This is a genomic window from Phenylobacterium sp. (assembly GCF_036723115.1).
GTDB lineage: Bacteria > Pseudomonadota > Alphaproteobacteria > Caulobacterales > Caulobacteraceae > Phenylobacterium.
This window is the reverse complement of the sequence record NZ_DAIMHV010000065.1, coordinates 1-15,179: the sequence shown is the minus strand read 5'-3', so window position 1 is coordinate 15,179 and position 15,179 is coordinate 1. Positions and strand designations below refer to the sequence as shown.

The 15,179-nt window shown below is 70.5% G+C and carries 15 protein-coding genes and 2 pseudogenes; 9 read left to right on the top strand and 8 right to left on the bottom strand.

Features of this window, described 5'->3' with window-relative positions:
* Positions 1 to 19: 19 nt before the first annotated feature.
* The 4 genes and pseudogenes from V7D28_RS08605 to V7D28_RS15325 all read right to left on the bottom strand — a co-directional run.
* Positions 20 to 463 (bottom strand): hypothetical protein, encoded by a 444-nt coding sequence (locus V7D28_RS08605; RefSeq protein ID WP_333586968.1) that lies wholly within the window; start codon positions 461 to 463, stop codon positions 20 to 22.
* A 146-nt stretch (positions 464 to 609) separates the two neighbouring features.
* A complete protein-coding gene (locus tag V7D28_RS08600; protein ID WP_333586967.1) occupies positions 610 to 963 on the bottom strand; it encodes a hypothetical protein in 354 nt (117 codons plus the stop codon).
* A 176-nt stretch (positions 964 to 1,139) separates the two neighbouring features.
* A complete protein-coding gene (locus V7D28_RS08595; RefSeq protein ID WP_333586966.1) occupies positions 1,140 to 1,496 on the bottom strand; it encodes a hypothetical protein in 357 nt (118 codons plus the stop codon).
* 130 nt (positions 1,497 to 1,626) lie between these two features.
* Positions 1,627 to 1,797, bottom strand: a pseudogene (locus V7D28_RS15325) (response regulator transcription factor); the annotation flags it as partial.
* Positions 1,798 to 1,919: 122 nt separating this feature from the next.
* On the opposite strand from V7D28_RS15325, the gene V7D28_RS08590 reads away from it, so the two are divergent.
* From V7D28_RS08590 to V7D28_RS08580, 3 genes are read left to right on the top strand one after another with little or no spacing between them, the layout of a single operon-like run.
* Positions 1,920 to 2,321, top strand: coding sequence for a helix-turn-helix domain-containing protein (locus V7D28_RS08590; protein ID WP_333586965.1), 402 nt, complete (start codon positions 1,920 to 1,922; stop codon positions 2,319 to 2,321).
* 36 nt (positions 2,322 to 2,357) lie between these two features.
* Complete coding sequence (locus V7D28_RS08585; protein ID WP_333586964.1) at positions 2,358 to 3,908, top strand: ATP-binding protein; 1,551 nt, start codon at positions 2,358 to 2,360, stop codon at positions 3,906 to 3,908.
* A 38-nt stretch (positions 3,909 to 3,946) separates the two neighbouring features.
* Entirely contained in the window at positions 3,947 to 5,686 is a 1,740-nt protein-coding gene (locus V7D28_RS08580; RefSeq protein ID WP_333586963.1) for an AmpG family muropeptide MFS transporter, read from the top strand.
* A gap of 158 nt (positions 5,687 to 5,844) precedes the next feature.
* On the opposite strand, the pseudogene V7D28_RS08575 reads toward V7D28_RS08580, so the two are convergent.
* The 3 genes and pseudogenes from V7D28_RS08575 to rlmN all read right to left on the bottom strand — a co-directional run.
* Positions 5,845 to 6,666, bottom strand: a pseudogene (locus V7D28_RS08575) (S1 family peptidase); the annotation flags it as partial.
* A gap of 7 nt (positions 6,667 to 6,673) precedes the next feature.
* Positions 6,674 to 7,102, bottom strand: coding sequence for a DUF350 domain-containing protein (locus V7D28_RS08570; protein WP_333586962.1), 429 nt, complete (start codon positions 7,100 to 7,102; stop codon positions 6,674 to 6,676).
* Positions 7,103 to 7,174: 72 nt separating this feature from the next.
* Positions 7,175 to 8,350 (bottom strand): 23S rRNA (adenine(2503)-C(2))-methyltransferase RlmN, encoded by a 1,176-nt coding sequence (gene rlmN, locus V7D28_RS08565; RefSeq protein WP_333586961.1) that lies wholly within the window; start codon positions 8,348 to 8,350, stop codon positions 7,175 to 7,177.
* 193 nt (positions 8,351 to 8,543) lie between these two features.
* Between rlmN and V7D28_RS08560 the strand changes: the two genes are divergently transcribed.
* The 4 genes from V7D28_RS08560 (at position 8,544) to V7D28_RS08545 (ending at position 12,176) form a co-directional block, all read left to right on the top strand.
* On the top strand, positions 8,544 to 9,545 hold the full coding sequence (locus tag V7D28_RS08560; protein ID WP_333586960.1) for an NADPH:quinone oxidoreductase family protein: 1,002 nt from the start codon (positions 8,544 to 8,546) through the stop codon (positions 9,543 to 9,545).
* Positions 9,546 to 9,665: 120 nt separating this feature from the next.
* On the top strand, positions 9,666 to 10,535 hold the full coding sequence (locus tag V7D28_RS08555; protein ID WP_333586959.1) for an SDR family NAD(P)-dependent oxidoreductase: 870 nt from the start codon (positions 9,666 to 9,668) through the stop codon (positions 10,533 to 10,535).
* Complete coding sequence (locus V7D28_RS08550; RefSeq protein WP_333586958.1) at positions 10,532 to 11,272, top strand: 2OG-Fe(II) oxygenase; 741 nt, start codon at positions 10,532 to 10,534, stop codon at positions 11,270 to 11,272. Before V7D28_RS08555 ends, V7D28_RS08550 begins: the two co-directional genes overlap by 4 nt.
* Positions 11,273 to 11,321: 49 nt before the next feature.
* On the top strand, positions 11,322 to 12,176 hold the full coding sequence (locus V7D28_RS08545) for a DMT family transporter (protein WP_333586969.1): 855 nt from the start codon (positions 11,322 to 11,324) through the stop codon (positions 12,174 to 12,176).
* Between the two features lie 6 nt (positions 12,177 to 12,182).
* On the opposite strand, the gene V7D28_RS08540 is transcribed toward V7D28_RS08545, so the two are convergent.
* Entirely contained in the window at positions 12,183 to 12,659 is a 477-nt protein-coding gene (locus V7D28_RS08540) for a YkvA family protein (protein ID WP_333586957.1), read from the bottom strand.
* A 54-nt stretch (positions 12,660 to 12,713) separates the two neighbouring features.
* Here V7D28_RS08540 and V7D28_RS08535 point away from each other — a divergent pair, with 54 nt between their 5' ends.
* Both V7D28_RS08535 and V7D28_RS08530 read left to right on the top strand, forming a co-directional pair.
* Positions 12,714 to 13,496 carry an SDR family NAD(P)-dependent oxidoreductase gene (locus V7D28_RS08535; protein WP_333586956.1) on the top strand — a complete coding sequence of 261 codons (783 nt, stop codon included), beginning with the start codon at positions 12,714 to 12,716 and terminating at the stop codon, positions 13,494 to 13,496.
* 228 nt (positions 13,497 to 13,724) lie between these two features.
* Positions 13,725 to 15,179 (top strand): PAS domain S-box protein (locus V7D28_RS08530; RefSeq protein WP_333586955.1); only part of this gene is annotated, 1,455 nt, incomplete at its 3' end.

Here is a 15,179-nt window from a genome sequence, read left to right as displayed (position 1 = left end):
ACCTGGCCGAGGCGCTGATCTACCGACGGGTCTCCAGCGCGCCGGGGGTCCTGGCGGGCTGAACGCGGTGCGTGACGACGCCCACGGCCAGGCTGGCCAGCACCAGATAGCTCCAGATGACCAGACCCCAGCGATAGGGCAGGGCGGGAACGCCGCTATCCACCGCCAGGGCCACATGGGTCACGACGCCCAGCAGTTGGAAGGCTGCGGCGAACAGCAGCCACAGGCGGTCGGCGGTCAGCGCCAGCCAGACCAGATAGGCCAGGAACAGGCCATCCACCCCCAGCACGCCCCACTGCAGGCCGCTGGCGTTCGCGTCATAGGTCAGCGGGGTCAGAAACCAGGCGGCGACATTGGCCACCGCCACCCGCTTCTCCGGCGTCCCGCCCCGCCAGAGCGCCCAGCCGGACACCAGCATCATCAGCGCGAACCAGATCTGCTGGGGCAGGACGGTGAAGTACAAGACGCAGTCCCCGACGCCGGCGGCGAAAAGCAGGTGGAGGCACGTCGAGCGGGAAATCTCCCCCGCCCCTCACCCAGGCGGGCGCAAAATGGCAGAGCCGACCGCCGGCGCAAAGGCCGACGGTCGGATCAGGGGCCTGCCGTTGATCAGGCGGCCACGTCGCTGACGCTGCGCAGGGCGGGCGCGCGCACGGGCTCCTGCGGCTTGGGCGCCCCGTCGCCATAGAGCACCGCGCCCAGGCCGATCTGCTTCTGGGCCACGCTGAGCTCCTTGTGGGCCTCGATCAGCGCGCGGCGGGCCTCTGCCAGGGCGCTGATGGACCGGCTGGTCCACTCCACGGCTTCCTGGCCGATCAGGGCCGAGAGTCCGGCTTCGGCCCGCAGGGCCGGCATCACCCCGGCCAGGGCCGCGGCCTTGGCCAGCGCAGCGTCCATGGCGGCTTCGGCCTCGAAGAGGCTGGCGGCCACCTGATCGGCATAGGCGCGTCGTTGCTTGAGCATGAGGGATCTCCTTCCCGCAGGCCGGCGGCCTCGCGGGTTGTGGGTTTCAAGTTGGGGAAGGGCGGAGCCTTGGGCTCCGAAGTCAGACCGCTTAGGTCAGATGAGGGTGGCCAGAGCCTGGAGTCCCGCCAGCACGCCGCCGAAGGCCAGCGCCGAGCCGATGGCGATGCCCAGGATCAGACCGATTCGGGCAAAGGGTCCGAGGCCCTCGATCCGGCCGGTGCGCCAGGATGGAAGTTCTCGTCCAGCAACACCCAGGTCAGGCAGAGGATTTCCCGAAGCACCATTTCCGGCGGCTTGAAGGCCGACAGCTTGCGGGTGGCCGACACCAGGTGCTGCGCCATATCCGCCTGGGCCGGGGAGGCCGCCAGGTCGACCAGCTGCCGCTCCAGCTGCGCCCAGGTGAAGGTGGGCGTCGAGCCCTCCGTCGGCGAAGGTTGCGGCCACCTTTCCTCGAAGGCTGCGATCTCCCGCCTCAGGTGCAGGGCGCGGTTCACCGCCGCCCGGTTGTCCATTCCGTTCCAGTGCTTCATGGCTCGCCTCTCCTGCCGAGCCCAAAGCTGAGCCGAGGTTGGCGGCCGCGTCTGTCCTGACTGCATCCTGTCCTGACGCGATCAGGACACGGGCCCGCGGCCCCTCATGGTCGGCCAGGAGGCGGGCGGCGTGATACCGGTCGTCCACACCCAGCTTGCGCCGCGCCCGGTCGCAATAGGTGTCCACCGAAGTCTTGGACATGCCGAGCTCGCGCGCGATCTGCTTGGAGCTGAAGTGGCGGTCCACCAGGCGCAGGCACTCCCGTTCCCGCGCCGTCAGAAGCTCGACCTTCCCGTTCATGTCGCTCCTCCTCGCCGTCGCCCAATTACACGCCATGGCGGCGGCTGCGTCCATCATCGCCTTCTGTTCGTATAGCCGATGGAACAAGTCGCTCAGATGTCGAGCGTTGCAAGGAGCCCCCCATGAGCCTGAGAGACCTCGATCAGATCGACGGCGTCGACCGGGCCATCGGCGCCCGGCTAAGGGCTCGCCGGCGGTCGTTGTCCATGAGCCAGACAGATCTGGCCGACCAGCTCGGGGTGTCCTTCCAGCAGGTGCAGAAGTACGAGCGCGGCGCCAACCGCATTTCCGGCGCCAGCCTGGTGGCCGCGGCGGGCGCCCTGAAAACGACGGTGAGCTGGCTGGTGGGCGAGGAACTGGACGGCGCCGGCCCGCCGGACGAGGCGTTCACCGCCCTCATGACGCCTGGCGCCCTGGAGCTCCTTCAGGCCTATGCCGAAATCCCCCGCCCGCGGGCCCGTCAGGCGCTGCTGGCCCTGGCCCGCGAAATGGCCCGCCAGGACGGGCCGGACGAGGCCTTTTGACGCGGTGTTAAACGCCGGAGGCCTAGATGACGGGCCATGGGACATGACACCGATCCGAAGCCCGCGCCCGGCGATGCGATCAGCACCGAGCAGCTGGCCGCCCTGAGCCACGAGTTCCGCACCCCCTTGAGCGGGGTCCTGGGCATGGCCCGCCTGCTGGAGGGCACCCGGCTGACGGCGGAGCAGAAGTCCTATGTCAGCGCCATGCGCGACTCGGGCGAACATCTGCTGGGTCTGGTCAACGAACTGCTGGATTTCGCCCGCCTCGGCGCCGGCAAGGTGGAGCTGCGCCCCGCGCCGCTCAGCCTTGAGACCACGCTCCAGGCCGTGGCCGAGCTCCTGAGCCCGCGGGCCCAGGAGAAGGGCCTGGAGATCGCCTGGGCCGCCCCGCGCGGCGCGCGGGTGCTGGCCGACGAGGGCCGCCTGCGCCAGATCCTGCTGAACTTCGCCGGCAACGCCATCAAGTTCACGCACAAGGGCGGCGTCCTGCTGCGGGCCGAGGCGCGTCCTGGCGGCCGCTGGCGGTTCAGCGTCGCCGATACGGGGCCTGGCATCGCCCAGGAGGCCCGCGACCTGATCTTCGAGGCCTTCGCCCAGACTGAGGCCGCCCATCAGGCCACCGGCGCGGGCCTGGGCCTGGCCATCGCCCGGCGCCTGGCGAAGGCCATGGGCGGCGCGGTGGGCGTGGAGGAAGGGCCGGGGGGCGGCGCGGAATTCTGGTTCGAGGCCCCCCTGCCGCCGGCGACCGAGGACGCCCGCGGGTCCGGGCCGGCCGCCTCGCTGGCGGGCCTCCAGGTGGGGGTCGCCTCGCCCAACCCCATCGTCCGCCGGGCCGCGGCTCTGCAGATCGAGGCCTGCGGCGGTCGCGCCGTGGTCGCCGCCGATGTGGAGGCCCTGCTGCCGCTGACCGGTCCGCAGGACGTGCTGCTGCTGGACCATGCCCTGGGGCGAGGGGGCCGCAAGGTTCGCCGGCCCTTTGATCGCCGGGCCCTGGTGCTGCTGGCGCCCGAGGAACGGGACCGGATCGCCCGCTACCGGACCTCGGGATTCTGCGGCTACCTGATCAAGCCCCTGCGCCTGGCCTCCCTGGCCGAGCGGGTCCTGGCGGCCCTGGCCGCCGAGGCCGACCCCGCGGCGAGCCCCGAGGACGACCGGATCGCGCCCGCGGTCACCCCCGGCGCGCGGATCCTGCTGGTGGAGGACAACCCCGTAAACGCCCTTCTGGCGCGCACCCTGCTCACCCGCGAAGGCTGCCAGGTGGATCATGTCATGACCGGCCAGGAGGCCGTGGCCGCCCCGCGCCTGGCGCCCTACGACCTTATTCTCATGGACATGCGCCTGCCCGACATTCCGGGGGAAGAGGCGACCTTGCGCCTGCGGGCGGCCGGCGTGGCGACCCCCATCGTGGCGCTCACCGCCAACGCCTTCCAGGAGGACCGGGACGCCTGCTTCCAGGCCGGGATGAACGACTTCCTGGTCAAGCCGCTGGCCGCCGACGCCCTGCGTCAGGCTCTGGCGCGATGGTCGCGGCCGGGGGCCGGCGAAGCGGTCTGGACGGCGCCGGCGGCGCGCGCCAAGGTCCCCTGAAATCCGGGCGGGGGGCCGCCTGAAAAGGGGAAAGAGCCATGACCACGCCCGAAGCCGGCGCGCCCGGCCGCGAGACGCGCAGCTTCTGGCAGGCCCTGGCGGTCTATGGCGAACGCCGGGCGCTGGTCATGCTGGCCCTGGGCTTCGCCTCCGGCCTGCCCAACCTGCTGATCTTCGACACCCTGTCGGCCTGGCTGCGCGAGGCGGGGCTGTCCCTCCAGGTGATCAGCGTCTTCTCCCTGGCCACCCTGGCCTATTCCATGAAGCTGCTGTGGGCTCCGCTGGTGGACCGCACGGCCATACCGGGCCTGACCCGGCGGCTGGGTCACCGGCGCTCGTGGATGCTGGTGGCCCAGCTGGCCATCATGGTCGGGCTCTGGCTGGTGGCCGGCGGCGATCCGGTGTCCAGCCTCGGCGTCATGGCCCTGCTGGCGGTCTTCGTGGCCTTCGCCGGCGCCACCCAGGACATCGTCATCGACGCCTGGCGGATCGAGGCGGCCGGCGACAGTCGCCAGGGCGCCCTGGCGGCGGCCTATCAGTGGGGCTACCGCATCGCCATCATCGTGGCCGGCGCCGTGCCGCTGGTCCTGGCCGAGGCCTATAGCTGGAATGTCTCCTACCTGGTCATGGCCGCCCTGATGCTGATCGGGGTGGCCGGGGTTCTGGGGGCCCCGCGCGAGGCGGCCCATGTGGTGCGGCCCATCGACCTCACCGGCGCGCCGCGTCGCCGGGGGCTTGAGCTGCCGGAATGGGTGGCCCGCCTGGCGCTGGTGGTCCTGGGCGCCGTGATCCTGGGTTCGGGCCTGGCGGGTTCGGCCGACCTGCTGTCCACCGGGCTTGCGGCCCTGGGCCAGACGGCGGCGGCCGAGGCGCTCGCCGCAGCCTGGAGCGCCCGGCCCTGGAACGCCTTCCTGCAGGTGGGCGCGGTGCTGGCCGGGGGCGTGCTGATCGGCCTGGCGGCGGCTCAGATTCCGGGGCTGAAGACCCGGCCGGGGGTCTATCTCTCCTCGGCCCTGTTCGATCCGTTCCGCGACTTCTTCGCCCGCTATCAGGGGACGGCGGCGCTGATCCTGGCCCTGATCTGCCTCTATCGCCTGGCCGACTTCGTCCTCAACATCATGACGCCCTTCTATCTCGACCTGGGCTTCACCCTCACCGAGATCGCCGAGGTGCGGAAGGTGTTCGGGGTGGCCATGTCGGTGCTCGGCGTCTTCCTGGGCGGCCTGGCCGTGGCGCGCTGGGGGCTGATCCCGGCCATGGTCATCGGCGCCTTCGCTGGCCCCTTGAGCAACCTGGTCTTCGCCTGGCTGGCGGTGGAGGGCGCCTGGTTGCCGGCTCTGTTCATCGCCATCGGCGTGGACAATATCGCCGGCGGCTTCGCCGGCACCTGCCTCATCGCCTACATGTCCAGCCTTACCGGACAAGGCTTCACCGCCACCCAGTATGCGGTCTTCTCCTCCTTCTATTCCCTGCCGGGCAAGCTGCTGGCCTCCCAGTCCGGACGGATCGTCGAGGGTACGGCTGCGGCGGCCGAGCAGGGGGGCGCGGCCGGCGCCCTGCGCGGGCTGTTCGCCCGCCTCCCGCCCGAGGCCTATGCCGGCGCGGTGGAGAAGTCCGGGGTCAGCGCCGCCTCCCTGGGCGTCGGCTATCTGGTCTTCTTCTTCTATTCGGCGGCCATCGGCGTGCTGGGCATCGGCCTGGCCTTCGCCGTGGCCGCCCGCCAGACCCCCAAGGCGGCGACCTCTTCAGAAACGCCCGAGCCGGAGTCGCCCGCCTAGGGGGCGTTCCGATAGGTGGGGACCGGTTATCGGATCGAAACGCGCTCGAGCCTCTAAGGCGCGGCCGGGGCCTCCGCTTCCGGGGTGGGCGGCTCCGCGGCCAGTTCCTCGTCGGTCAGGGGCGCGGTCGGCGGCAGGGCCGGGGCGGCCTGGGGCGTGACGCAGATCACCTGGGCCACCCGCAGGTCGCGGCGCAGATTGTCGGCCACGCGGCCATAGTTCTCCGGCGTCACCGGCTCGCCCACCGCGAAGCTGGCCGCCCGGTGGCCCGAGGCGGTCAGGGCCGTCAGCACGGTCTCGGGCGAGGTGGTGTAGATGCGGCCCCGGCGGGGCGCCTCGGCCACGGTGACCCCGATGACCCGGCCGGCGCTATCCAGAGCCGGCGCGCCTGACAGACCCGCCAGGGTGCCGGCCAGGCCGTCGGTGCGTCCGGTCTCGGCCCAGACCAGCACCGATTCCGTCCGCGCCCCGCGCCCGCGCACCACCAGGTTCTCCCGACCCAGCAGGCGCGAGGTGACTTCACCGGCCCGGCCCTGCGGATAGCCGGGGTGATAGGCCCGGTCGCCCCGGCGCAGGGTCCGGTCGAGGCCGAGCGGCAGGGCCGGCGCGCCGCCCTCGGTGACCAGGATGGCGGCCTCGCCGCGGGGGTCGATGAACACCTGGGCGTCCACGCCCCGGCCGTTGGCCACCATGATGGCCGCCTGTTCGCAGCCGTCCACCACGTGGCGGGCGGTCATCCACACCCCGTCATCGGTGACGGCGAAGGCGGTGCCCGCGCCGGGCTCGGCGGTGTGGGGAACATCGACCACCACCGCCGGATCGAAGGGGGAGGCCGGTCCCAGCGGCAGGCCTTCCTCGCCGGGCACCGGCGGCGGCGGGGGCGGCGCGGCCACGTTCTCCTGCCGCCCCACCGCCGAAATCAGCAGGGCCAGGACGACGGCGGCATAGACCAGCCAGTCCGGAAGGCGGGGAAAGTGCATCGCGCCCCTAGGTGGCCACGGCCGCCGAGAGGATCAGGGCGGTGGCGAGCTTGGCGCCCACCAGCAGGGCGGCGGCCGAGACCTCGCCGTCCTGGATGCGCTGGGGCAGGCCCCGCAGCAAAAGATCCACCAGCCGGAAGACCAGCAGCTGCACCATGACCGTGGACACCCCCCAGATGGCCACCTCCACCACCGAGGTCGAGGAGTTGAGCGACAGGGCCAAGGGGGCGGCGAGTCCCACCAGCACCCCGCCCAGGGAGAGGGCGGCCGCGGCGTTGCCCTCGCGGATCAACCGGACTTCCTTGTGCGGGGTCAGAAGCACATAGAGCGACGCGGCCAGGAACAGGATCAGGATCGACACCCCCGCATGCAGCAGGGTCGTGGGAAACCCCATGGCGAAGGCCTGGATTTCGGGCGACTGCAGATCAGGGGGCATGGACGCTCACCTCAGGGCTTCGGCGCGAAGGGGCGATGGTTAGCACGCCTGAGCCCTGGCCACGCAAGCGGTTCAGGCCTCAGGCGCGCCTGCGCTCGCCTCCTGGGCGAGCCGGCGGCGCGCGCTGGCCCGCATCTTCTCGCTCTCGGACTTGAGCTGCCCGCAGGCCGCCAGGATGTCCCGGCCGCGGGGAGTGCGGATGGGCGAGGCGTAGCCCGCGCGGTTCAGCACCGCGGCGAATTTCTCGATCGTCCCCCAGTCCGAGCACTCATAGGGCGAGCCCGGCCAGGGGTTGAACGGGATCAGATTGATCTTGGCCGGAACGCCCTTGATCAGATTGAGCAGGGCCTTGGCCTCGGCCGGGCTGTCGTTGACGCCCTTGAGCATCACATATTCGAACGTCACGCGCCGGGCGTTGGACAGGCCCGGATAGGCGCGGATGGCCGCCATCAGCTCGGCGATGGGATATTTCCGGTTCAGCGGCACCAGCTGATCGCGCAGCGCGTCGTTGGTTGCGTGGAGGGAAACGGCCAGCATGGCCTGGGTCCGCTCGCCCAGGGGCGTCAGCTCGGGCACGACGCCGGAGGTGGAGACGGTGATCCGCCGCCGGGAGATGGCGATGCCCTCATTGTCGGCGATGATGTCGATGGCCGCGGCCACATGGTCGAGATTGTAGAGCGGCTCGCCCATGCCCATGAAGACGATGTTGGACAGCCGGCGGTCTTCCTTGGGGCTCGGCCATTCATCCAGATCGTCGCGGGCCACCTGGACCTGGGCGACAATCTCGGCCGTGGTCAGGTTGCGGACCAGGGCCTGGGTGCCGGTGTGGCAGAAGGTGCAGTTGAGCGTGCAGCCTACCTGGCTGGAGACGCAGAGCGCGCCGGACCGTCCCACGTCGGGGATATAGACGGTCTCCACCTCGATGCCCGGCGCCATGCGGATCAGCCACTTGCGGGTGCCGTCGCGGGAGACCTGGCGCTCCACCACCTCGGGCCGGGCCAGGGTGAAGGCCTCGGCCAGGGCCGCCCGGGTCTCCTTGGCCACGTCGGTCATGGCGGCGAAGTCGGTGACCCCATAGTGATGGATCCACCGCCAGAGCTGGCTGGCCCGCATCTTGGCCTTTTCCGGCCTGACCACGCCGGCCTCCACCAGGGCGGCCGCCAGCTGTGGGCGGGTGAGGCCCGACAGGTTCGGCGCGGTCGGCGCGGCGCGGCTGACGGCGCGCGAAAGGTCGAGGGTGACGCCCAAGGCTCAAGGTCTCGCTGACTGGGGAGGCCCGCAATATAGGCGATTGCGCCGGGGTCGCCAAATCGACCGGCCGCAGGCGGCGGCGTGGGGGCGCCCATGGGCTCAAACAATTGTTCGCCTGCGACCTTCCGCCGCCGCCGACCCTGCGCTAGCGTCCGCGCCGACTTCACAACCATGACCCAGGGAGAGCGACATGAAGGCGGTGCTGAGCAAGGTGACGGGCGGTCCCGAGACCCTGGTGGTCGAGGATATTCCCGAGCCGACGGCCGGGCCGGGCCAGGCCCTGATCGCGGTCAAGGCCGTGGGCGTGAACTTCCCCGACGTGCTGATGATCGAGGACAAGTACCAGGCCAAGCCGCCGCGCCCCTTCTCACCGGGCGGCGAGTTGTCGGGCGTCATCGAGGCCGTGGGCGAGGGCGTGACCAATGTGAAGGTGGGCGACCGGGTGCTGGCCAACACCGGCTCCGGCGGCATGGTGGAAAAGGTGGCCCTGCCGGCCAACCGCCTGTGGAAGATCCCCGACAACATGCCCCATGACGAGGCCGCCGCCTTCATCCTGACCTACGGCACCTCCCATCACGCCCTGAAGCACCGGGGCCGGGTGAAGGCGGGCGAAAGCCTGCTGGTGCTGGGCGCGGCCGGCGGCGTGGGCCTGGCGGCGGTGGAACTCGGCAAGGCTATGGGCATGCGGGTGGTCGCGGCCTGTTCCAGCCAGGACAAGGTCGATCTGGCCATCAAGCACGGCGCCGACGAAGGCGTGGTCTATGGCCGCGGCCCCTTCGACCGGGACGCTCAGAAGCAGCTGTCGGAGCTCTTCAAGTCGGTGGCCGGGCCCGGCGGCTTCGACGTGATCTATGACGCGGTGGGCGGTGACTATGCCGAGCCCGCCCTGCGCACCATCGCCTGGGAAGGGCGCTATCTGGTGATCGGCTTCGCCGCCGGGGACATTCCGAAGATCCCGCTGAACCTGACCCTGCTGAAGGGCTGCGAGATCGTCGGCGTCTTCTGGGGCACCTGGACGGCCAAGGACCCCAAGGGCTTCGCCGACAGCGTCCAGGAACTGCTCGACCTCTATGCCGCCGGCAAGATCAAGCCTCACGTCTCGGAGCGCTTCCCGCTGGAGAAGGGCGCCGACGCCATCGCCCACCTGGGCAGCCGCAAGGCCATGGGCAAGGTGGTGGTCACCGTCCCCTGAAGACGATGTGGCGCGGGCGGAAGCGGCTTCCCCTTCCGCCCGTCCGGCGTTAGTGATCGATGATCATATAAGGGTCGCCTCAGCCGGCCTCAAAACACGCAGAATAGGGGAGGGGCCGCCATGGCCGGACGTCTGGAGGGCAAGATCGCCCTGATCACTGGCGGATGCTCGGGCATCGGCCTGGGAACGGTGGAACTGTTCGTCGCTGAGGGCGCCCAGGTGGTGGCCGCCGACATCCAGGACGAAAAGGGCGCCATGCTCGAGGCTCGCTTCGGCGGGAAGGTGCGCTACGCCCACTGCGACGTCACCTCGGAAGACGACATCGCCGCGGCGGTGAAGCTGGCGCAGGACGCCTTCGGGGGCCTGGACATCCTGTTCAACAACGCCGGCATCTCCGACCGGATGGGCGCCATCACCGAGGTCACCGCCGAGGGCTGGAACTGGATCTTCGACGTCCTGGTCCGTGGCCCGGCCCTGGGCATGAAGCACGCCGCGCCGGTGATGATCGCCCGCGGCGGGGGCTCGATCATCAACACCGCCTCCATTGCGGGCCTCCAGGCGGGCTTTGGCCCCATCGCCTATTCCACCGCCAAGGCCGGAGTCATCCACATGAGCCGGGTGGCCGCCGCCCAGCTCTCGCGCCAGAAGGTGCGGGTGAACGCCATCTGTCCGGGCCTGATCGCCACCTCCATCTTCGGCGCCTCGCTCGGCCTGCCCCGGGAGGTGGCCGACCAGATGGCCGCCCGCGTGGCTGAAAACGCCGCCGGCGTCCAGCCGGTGCCCAAGGCGGGCCTGCCCGACGACATCGCCCAGGCCGCCCTCTATCTGGCGTCCGACGCCTCGGCCTTCGTCAGCGGAACCCACCTGGTGGTGGACGGCGGGATCACGGTGGGCGGTCGCCACAGCTGGGACACGACCTCGCCCTCGCCCTTCGTCCTGATGTTCGGCGAGGACTCGCCCTTCGCCGCGCCCGCGGCCGATCCGGCGTGAGCCCGGCGGGCGCAGCCGAAGGCCTCGCCCTGGCGAAGGACCTGGACGTGCCTGGCCTGGCCCGGGCCTTCGCCCGGCAGGGTCGACTGCATATCCCCGGCATCCTGCGCCCGGCCGACGCCCAGGCGGTGGGTGCGGCCCTGGCGGCCGTGCCCTGGCACCGCTCCCTGACGGCCGCCGGCAAGAGCTATGACATCGCGCTGGAGACCCTCGACGCCATGCCGGACGACCGGCGGGCGGGCATGATCCAGGCCATGCACGCCGCCGCGCGGGAGGGCTTCCAGTACCAGTTCGACGCCTGGCGCCTGTCGGACCTCATGGAGGCCGGCCAGCGCGCCGGCGGCGCGCTCTCGCCGCTCGAAGGGCTCTACGACCTGGTCAACAGCCCCGCCTTTCTTGGCCTGATCGGCGCCCTCACCGGAGAGACCCGGGCGGCCTATTGCGACGCCCAGGCCACCCGCTACAGGCCCGGAGACTTCCTCAACACCCATGACGACGAGGCCGAAGGCAAGCACCGTCTGTTCGCCTATGTGCTGAACTTCACCCCCCGCTGGCGCATCGACTGGGGGGGCTTGCTGGCCTTTCATGGGCCCGACGGCCATGTGGCGGAAGCCTACGTCCCGACCTTCAACGCCCTGAACATCTTCCGCGTGCCCCAGCCCCATTCGGTGACCCAGGTGGCCAGTTTCGCCGGCGGCCCGCGCCTGTCGGTGACAGGGTGGATCCGTGAGCGCTGAGCTAGGGGCGCCGCCGCGCCTGGCGCCCAATGTCCACGGGGCGCTGTGGATGATCGCCTCGGCCCTGGGCTTCACGGCCATGACCACCCTGATCAAGTTCCTGGGCGACGACTATCCCGCCGCCCTGCAGACCTTCTATCGGCAGGTGGCGGGGTTCGCGATCCTGATCCCGGTGATCGCCACCCGGCGCAAGGCGGCCTTCGCCACCACCCGGCCGGGCATTCTGCTGTTCCGGGCGGCGGCCGGCACGCTGGGCATGATCCTGTCCTTCTACGCCTTCCAGAAGATGCCCCTGGCCGACGCCAATGCGCTCTCCTTCACCCGCACCCTGTGGCTGGTACCCCTGGCCGCCTTCGTGGTGCGCGAGACGGTGGGTCCCTTGCGGATCGGCGCGGCGGTGGTGGGGTTCCTGGGCGTGCTGATCATGATCCGGCCCGGCGCCGGCGGCGACTTCGCCGTGGGCTGGCCGGCGGCGGCCATGCTGGCCTCGTCCTTCCTGTTCGCCCTGACCATCACCGGCATGAAGGTCATGACCCGGGACCATTCGCCCATGGTGCTGCTGGTCTGGTCGGCGACGCTGGGCCTGGTCTTCGCCCTGCCGGGCGCGCTGTTCGTCTGGCGCTGGCCGGACCCCTTCGATCTCTTTCTGCTGTGCCTGATGGGGGTGATCGGCACGGCGACCCAGGGCTTCTATATCAAGGGCATGTCCATCGGCGACGCCGGGGCCATGGCGCCGATCGACTATATCCGCCTCGTCTTCACCGCGGCGGCGGGCTACGTGCTGTTCAATGAAGTCCCCACCCTCTGGACCCTGATCGGGGCCGCGGTGGTGGTGGTCTCCACCCTGTTCATCACCTGGCGCGAGCAGGTGCTCGCCCGTCAGGCCAGGGCGGCCGGGGCCTGATCGCCCTCAGCCGAAGAGACCAAACCGCCGCTTCTTCGGCGGCGGCGGCGGGGGCGGCGCGGGGGCCTGGCCCAGCTGGTCGAGAAAGGCCTGGGCCTCGGCCTTGTGCCGTGGCTTGAGGTTGTGACCCACCAGGGCCAGCAGGGCGGCGAAGACCGCGGCGTCGTCGGTGAAGCCCACCACCGCCAGGACGTCGGGAATGGCGTCGGCGGGCAGGACGAAATAGGCCAGCGCGGCCAGCATCATGCCGCGGGCGGCCGGCGGCGTGGCGGGGTCCTTGGCGCAGTACCAGACCGACAGGGCGTCGGCGGCGAAGGGGATCTTCGATGCGGTGCGCACGATCTTGGGCCAGAAACCCTTGCGGACACGCTCTTCGTTCACCCTCACGGCGGCCGGCGCCAGGGCCCGGCTGGGGGACAAGGCCTTCAACGGATCAAATCCGTCATCCTTGACGCGGGGTGATGCTTTGGTCTTGGCGTTCATCAGGCTAAGCCACCTCAGGTTTGAGCATTAAACGCATCGGGAGGCGAAGCGTCCATGAAACTCGATTCTTCTATTGCCGCCGTGGTCACCGGCGGCGCGTCCGGCCTGGGTGAAGCCACGGTCCGCGCCCTGGCGGCCCATGCGGTCAAGGTGGCGATCTTCGACATGAACGCCGACAAGGGCGAAGCGGTCGCCAAGGACGTGGGCGGCGTCTTCTGCAAGGTGGACGTCACCGACGACGCCACGGTGGAGGCCGGCTTCGAAAAGGCCCGCGCGGCCCAAGGCCAGGAGCGGATCCTGATCAACTGCGCCGGCACCGGCTTTGCGGCCAAGACCGCCAGCCGCGACAAGACCACCGGCGAGATCAAGGCCCATCCGATCGCCATCTTCGAGAAGATCGTCCAGATCAATCTGGTGGGCACCTTCCGCTGCATCGCCAAGTCGGCCCAGGGCATGCTGTCGCTGGAGCCGCTGGAGGACGGTGAGCGCGGGGTGATCGTCAACACCGCCTCGGTCGCCGCGGTGGACGGCCAGGTGGGTCAGGCCTCCTATTCGGCGTCCAAGGGCGGCGTGGTGGGCATGACCCTGCCCATCGCCCGCGACCTGATGAACGACGGCGTGCGGGTCAACACCATCCTGCCGGGCATCTTCAACACGCCGCTGATGAACGCCGCGCCGGAAAATGTGAAGGCCGCCCTGGCCGCCTCCGTTCCCTTCCCCAAGCGTCTGGGACAGGCCGAGGAATACGCCTCCCTGGCGCTGGAGATGTGCCGCAACGGCTATTTCAACGGCGAGCACGTCCGTCTGGACGGCGCCATCCGGATGCCGCCCCGCTAGAGCGCGTTCCGATAAGTGGGAACCGGTTATCGGATCGAAACGCGCTCAAGTCTCTGAGTTCAGAGCCTGATTCAACGATCAGACGGAACCGTCTGATCGCATCAGGCTCTGGGGCCGTTCCGAGGGCCGGGTTCAGACCCGGCCCTTTCGGCGGGCTTCCCCCCGCTGCGACAATGCGCCACAGTCCCGGTTGCAGTACCTATCCCTCACCGGGGGCGCGTAACAATCATGATGGCCACCCTGGCCCAACGTGTCGCCACGGCGGTCCGTAAACCGGCTGTGGCCTATGGCCTTGTCCTCGGGGCGACCGGAGTCGCGGCGGCGGCGCAAGGGGTCCTGGAGCAGGTCCTCGATGGGCCGCCGGCCTTCATGGTCTTTTATCCGGCCCTGATCTTCGCCACCGTCGTCGCCGGCGGCCGGGGCGGGACCACCGCCCTCATTCTGAGCGCCCTCGCCATCCCGCTTCTGTGGCCCGCCGAGGCCCGTGCGGGCGCCACCCTGCCGGTCAGTCTCGGCCTTTATCTGGCCACCGGCGGGCTCACCGTTGCGCTGGCCCGTCCCTTACGGATCGCCATCCAGCGGGGGGCGGAGATCCAGGCCAGGTTCCACATCGCCCAGGAAGCGGCGCGGGACGCCTTCACCCTCCTCGACCCCATTCGGGAACAGGGGCAGGTGGTGGACTTCATCTGGCGCTACGCCAACCCCGCCGCCCAGCGGATGGCGCCCTCCGGCGTCCATGATCTCGTGGGGCGCCAGGTGCTGGAAGTATTCCCCGACGAGACCGGCGCAGCCATGGTGAGCCGTCTGACCGAGGCCCTCGGCCGAACCGAGCCGGACGACCTGGAGGTGCGCCGGGTCATCGACGGCAAGGAGCACTGGATTCGGTCCAGCGCCGTGCGCATCGACCATGGGGTGGCCGCCACCTTCCGCGACATCACCGCCGAGCGCGAGGCGACCCAGGCCCTGCGGACCGGGGAGGCGAGGGTCCGCGCCTTCATCGAATCCCTGCCCCAGCTCATGTGGGTCAGCCGGCCAGACGGCGTCTGGACCTTCGTCAGTCCGCAGTGGACCGCATTCGCCGGCGGGGATGTCGCCGAATATCTGGGCGAGGGCTGGCTGGCCTGTGTCCATCCAGAGGATCGGGACGCTGTTGAAGCGGCCTGGCGGCAGACGGTCGAGGGCGCCCTGCCGTTCGCGCCGGAGTTCCGGCTGCGACGCGCCGACGGCGTATGGCGCTGGATGACGGGCCGGGCCTCGCCCTTCCGGGACGAGGACGGCGAGGTCCGTCTGTGGTTCGGTTCGGCCTCCGATGTCACCGAGATCATCGAGGCCCGGCGCGATCTCGAGGTGCGGGTGGCCGAACGCACCCAGGCCCTGGAGGCGAGCCTCGCCGAGCGGGCCCGGGCCGAGGCCGCCCTGGCCCAGGCCCAGCGGCTGGAAACCGTGGGCCGGCTCACCGGCGGCGTGGCCCATGATTTCAACAACCTGCTGACCGTGATCATCGGCGGCCTGGACATGATCCTGAAGGACCCCACGAACCAGCCGCGGGTGCAGAAGGTGGCCCAGGCCGCCCTGGCCGCCGGCCGGCGGGGGGAGCGGCTGACCCGCCAGCTTCTGGCCTTCAGCCGCCGTCAGGAGCTCAAGCCCGACAATGTGGGCGTGGGCCGCCTGATCGCTCAGATC

What these genes read in the sequence shown, in the direction of transcription:
- V7D28_RS08600 (WP_333586967.1), bottom strand. Translation starts at nt 963, where the DNA reads ATGCTCAAGCAACGACGCGCCTATGCCGATCAGGTGGCCGCCAGCCTC.
- V7D28_RS08560 (WP_333586960.1), top strand. Translation starts at nt 8,544, where the DNA reads ATGAAGGCGGTGCTGAGCAAGGTGACGGGCGGTCCCGAGACCCTGGTG.
- V7D28_RS08585 (WP_333586964.1), top strand. Translation starts at nt 2,358, where the DNA reads ATGGGACATGACACCGATCCGAAGCCCGCGCCCGGCGATGCGATCAGC.
- V7D28_RS08595 (WP_333586966.1), bottom strand. Translation starts at nt 1,496, where the DNA reads ATGAAGCACTGGAACGGAATGGACAACCGGGCGGCGGTGAACCGCGCC.
- V7D28_RS08540 (WP_333586957.1), bottom strand. Translation starts at nt 12,659, where the DNA reads ATGAACGCCAAGACCAAAGCATCACCCCGCGTCAAGGATGACGGATTT.
- V7D28_RS08535 (WP_333586956.1), top strand. Translation starts at nt 12,714, where the DNA reads ATGAAACTCGATTCTTCTATTGCCGCCGTGGTCACCGGCGGCGCGTCC.
- V7D28_RS08570 (WP_333586962.1), bottom strand. Translation starts at nt 7,102, where the DNA reads ATGCCCCCTGATCTGCAGTCGCCCGAAATCCAGGCCTTCGCCATGGGG.
- V7D28_RS08545 (WP_333586969.1), top strand. Translation starts at nt 11,322, where the DNA reads ATGATCGCCTCGGCCCTGGGCTTCACGGCCATGACCACCCTGATCAAG.
- V7D28_RS08555 (WP_333586959.1), top strand. Translation starts at nt 9,666, where the DNA reads ATGGCCGGACGTCTGGAGGGCAAGATCGCCCTGATCACTGGCGGATGC.
- V7D28_RS08580 (WP_333586963.1), top strand. Translation starts at nt 3,947, where the DNA reads ATGACCACGCCCGAAGCCGGCGCGCCCGGCCGCGAGACGCGCAGCTTC.
- V7D28_RS08590 (WP_333586965.1), top strand. Translation starts at nt 1,920, where the DNA reads ATGAGCCTGAGAGACCTCGATCAGATCGACGGCGTCGACCGGGCCATC.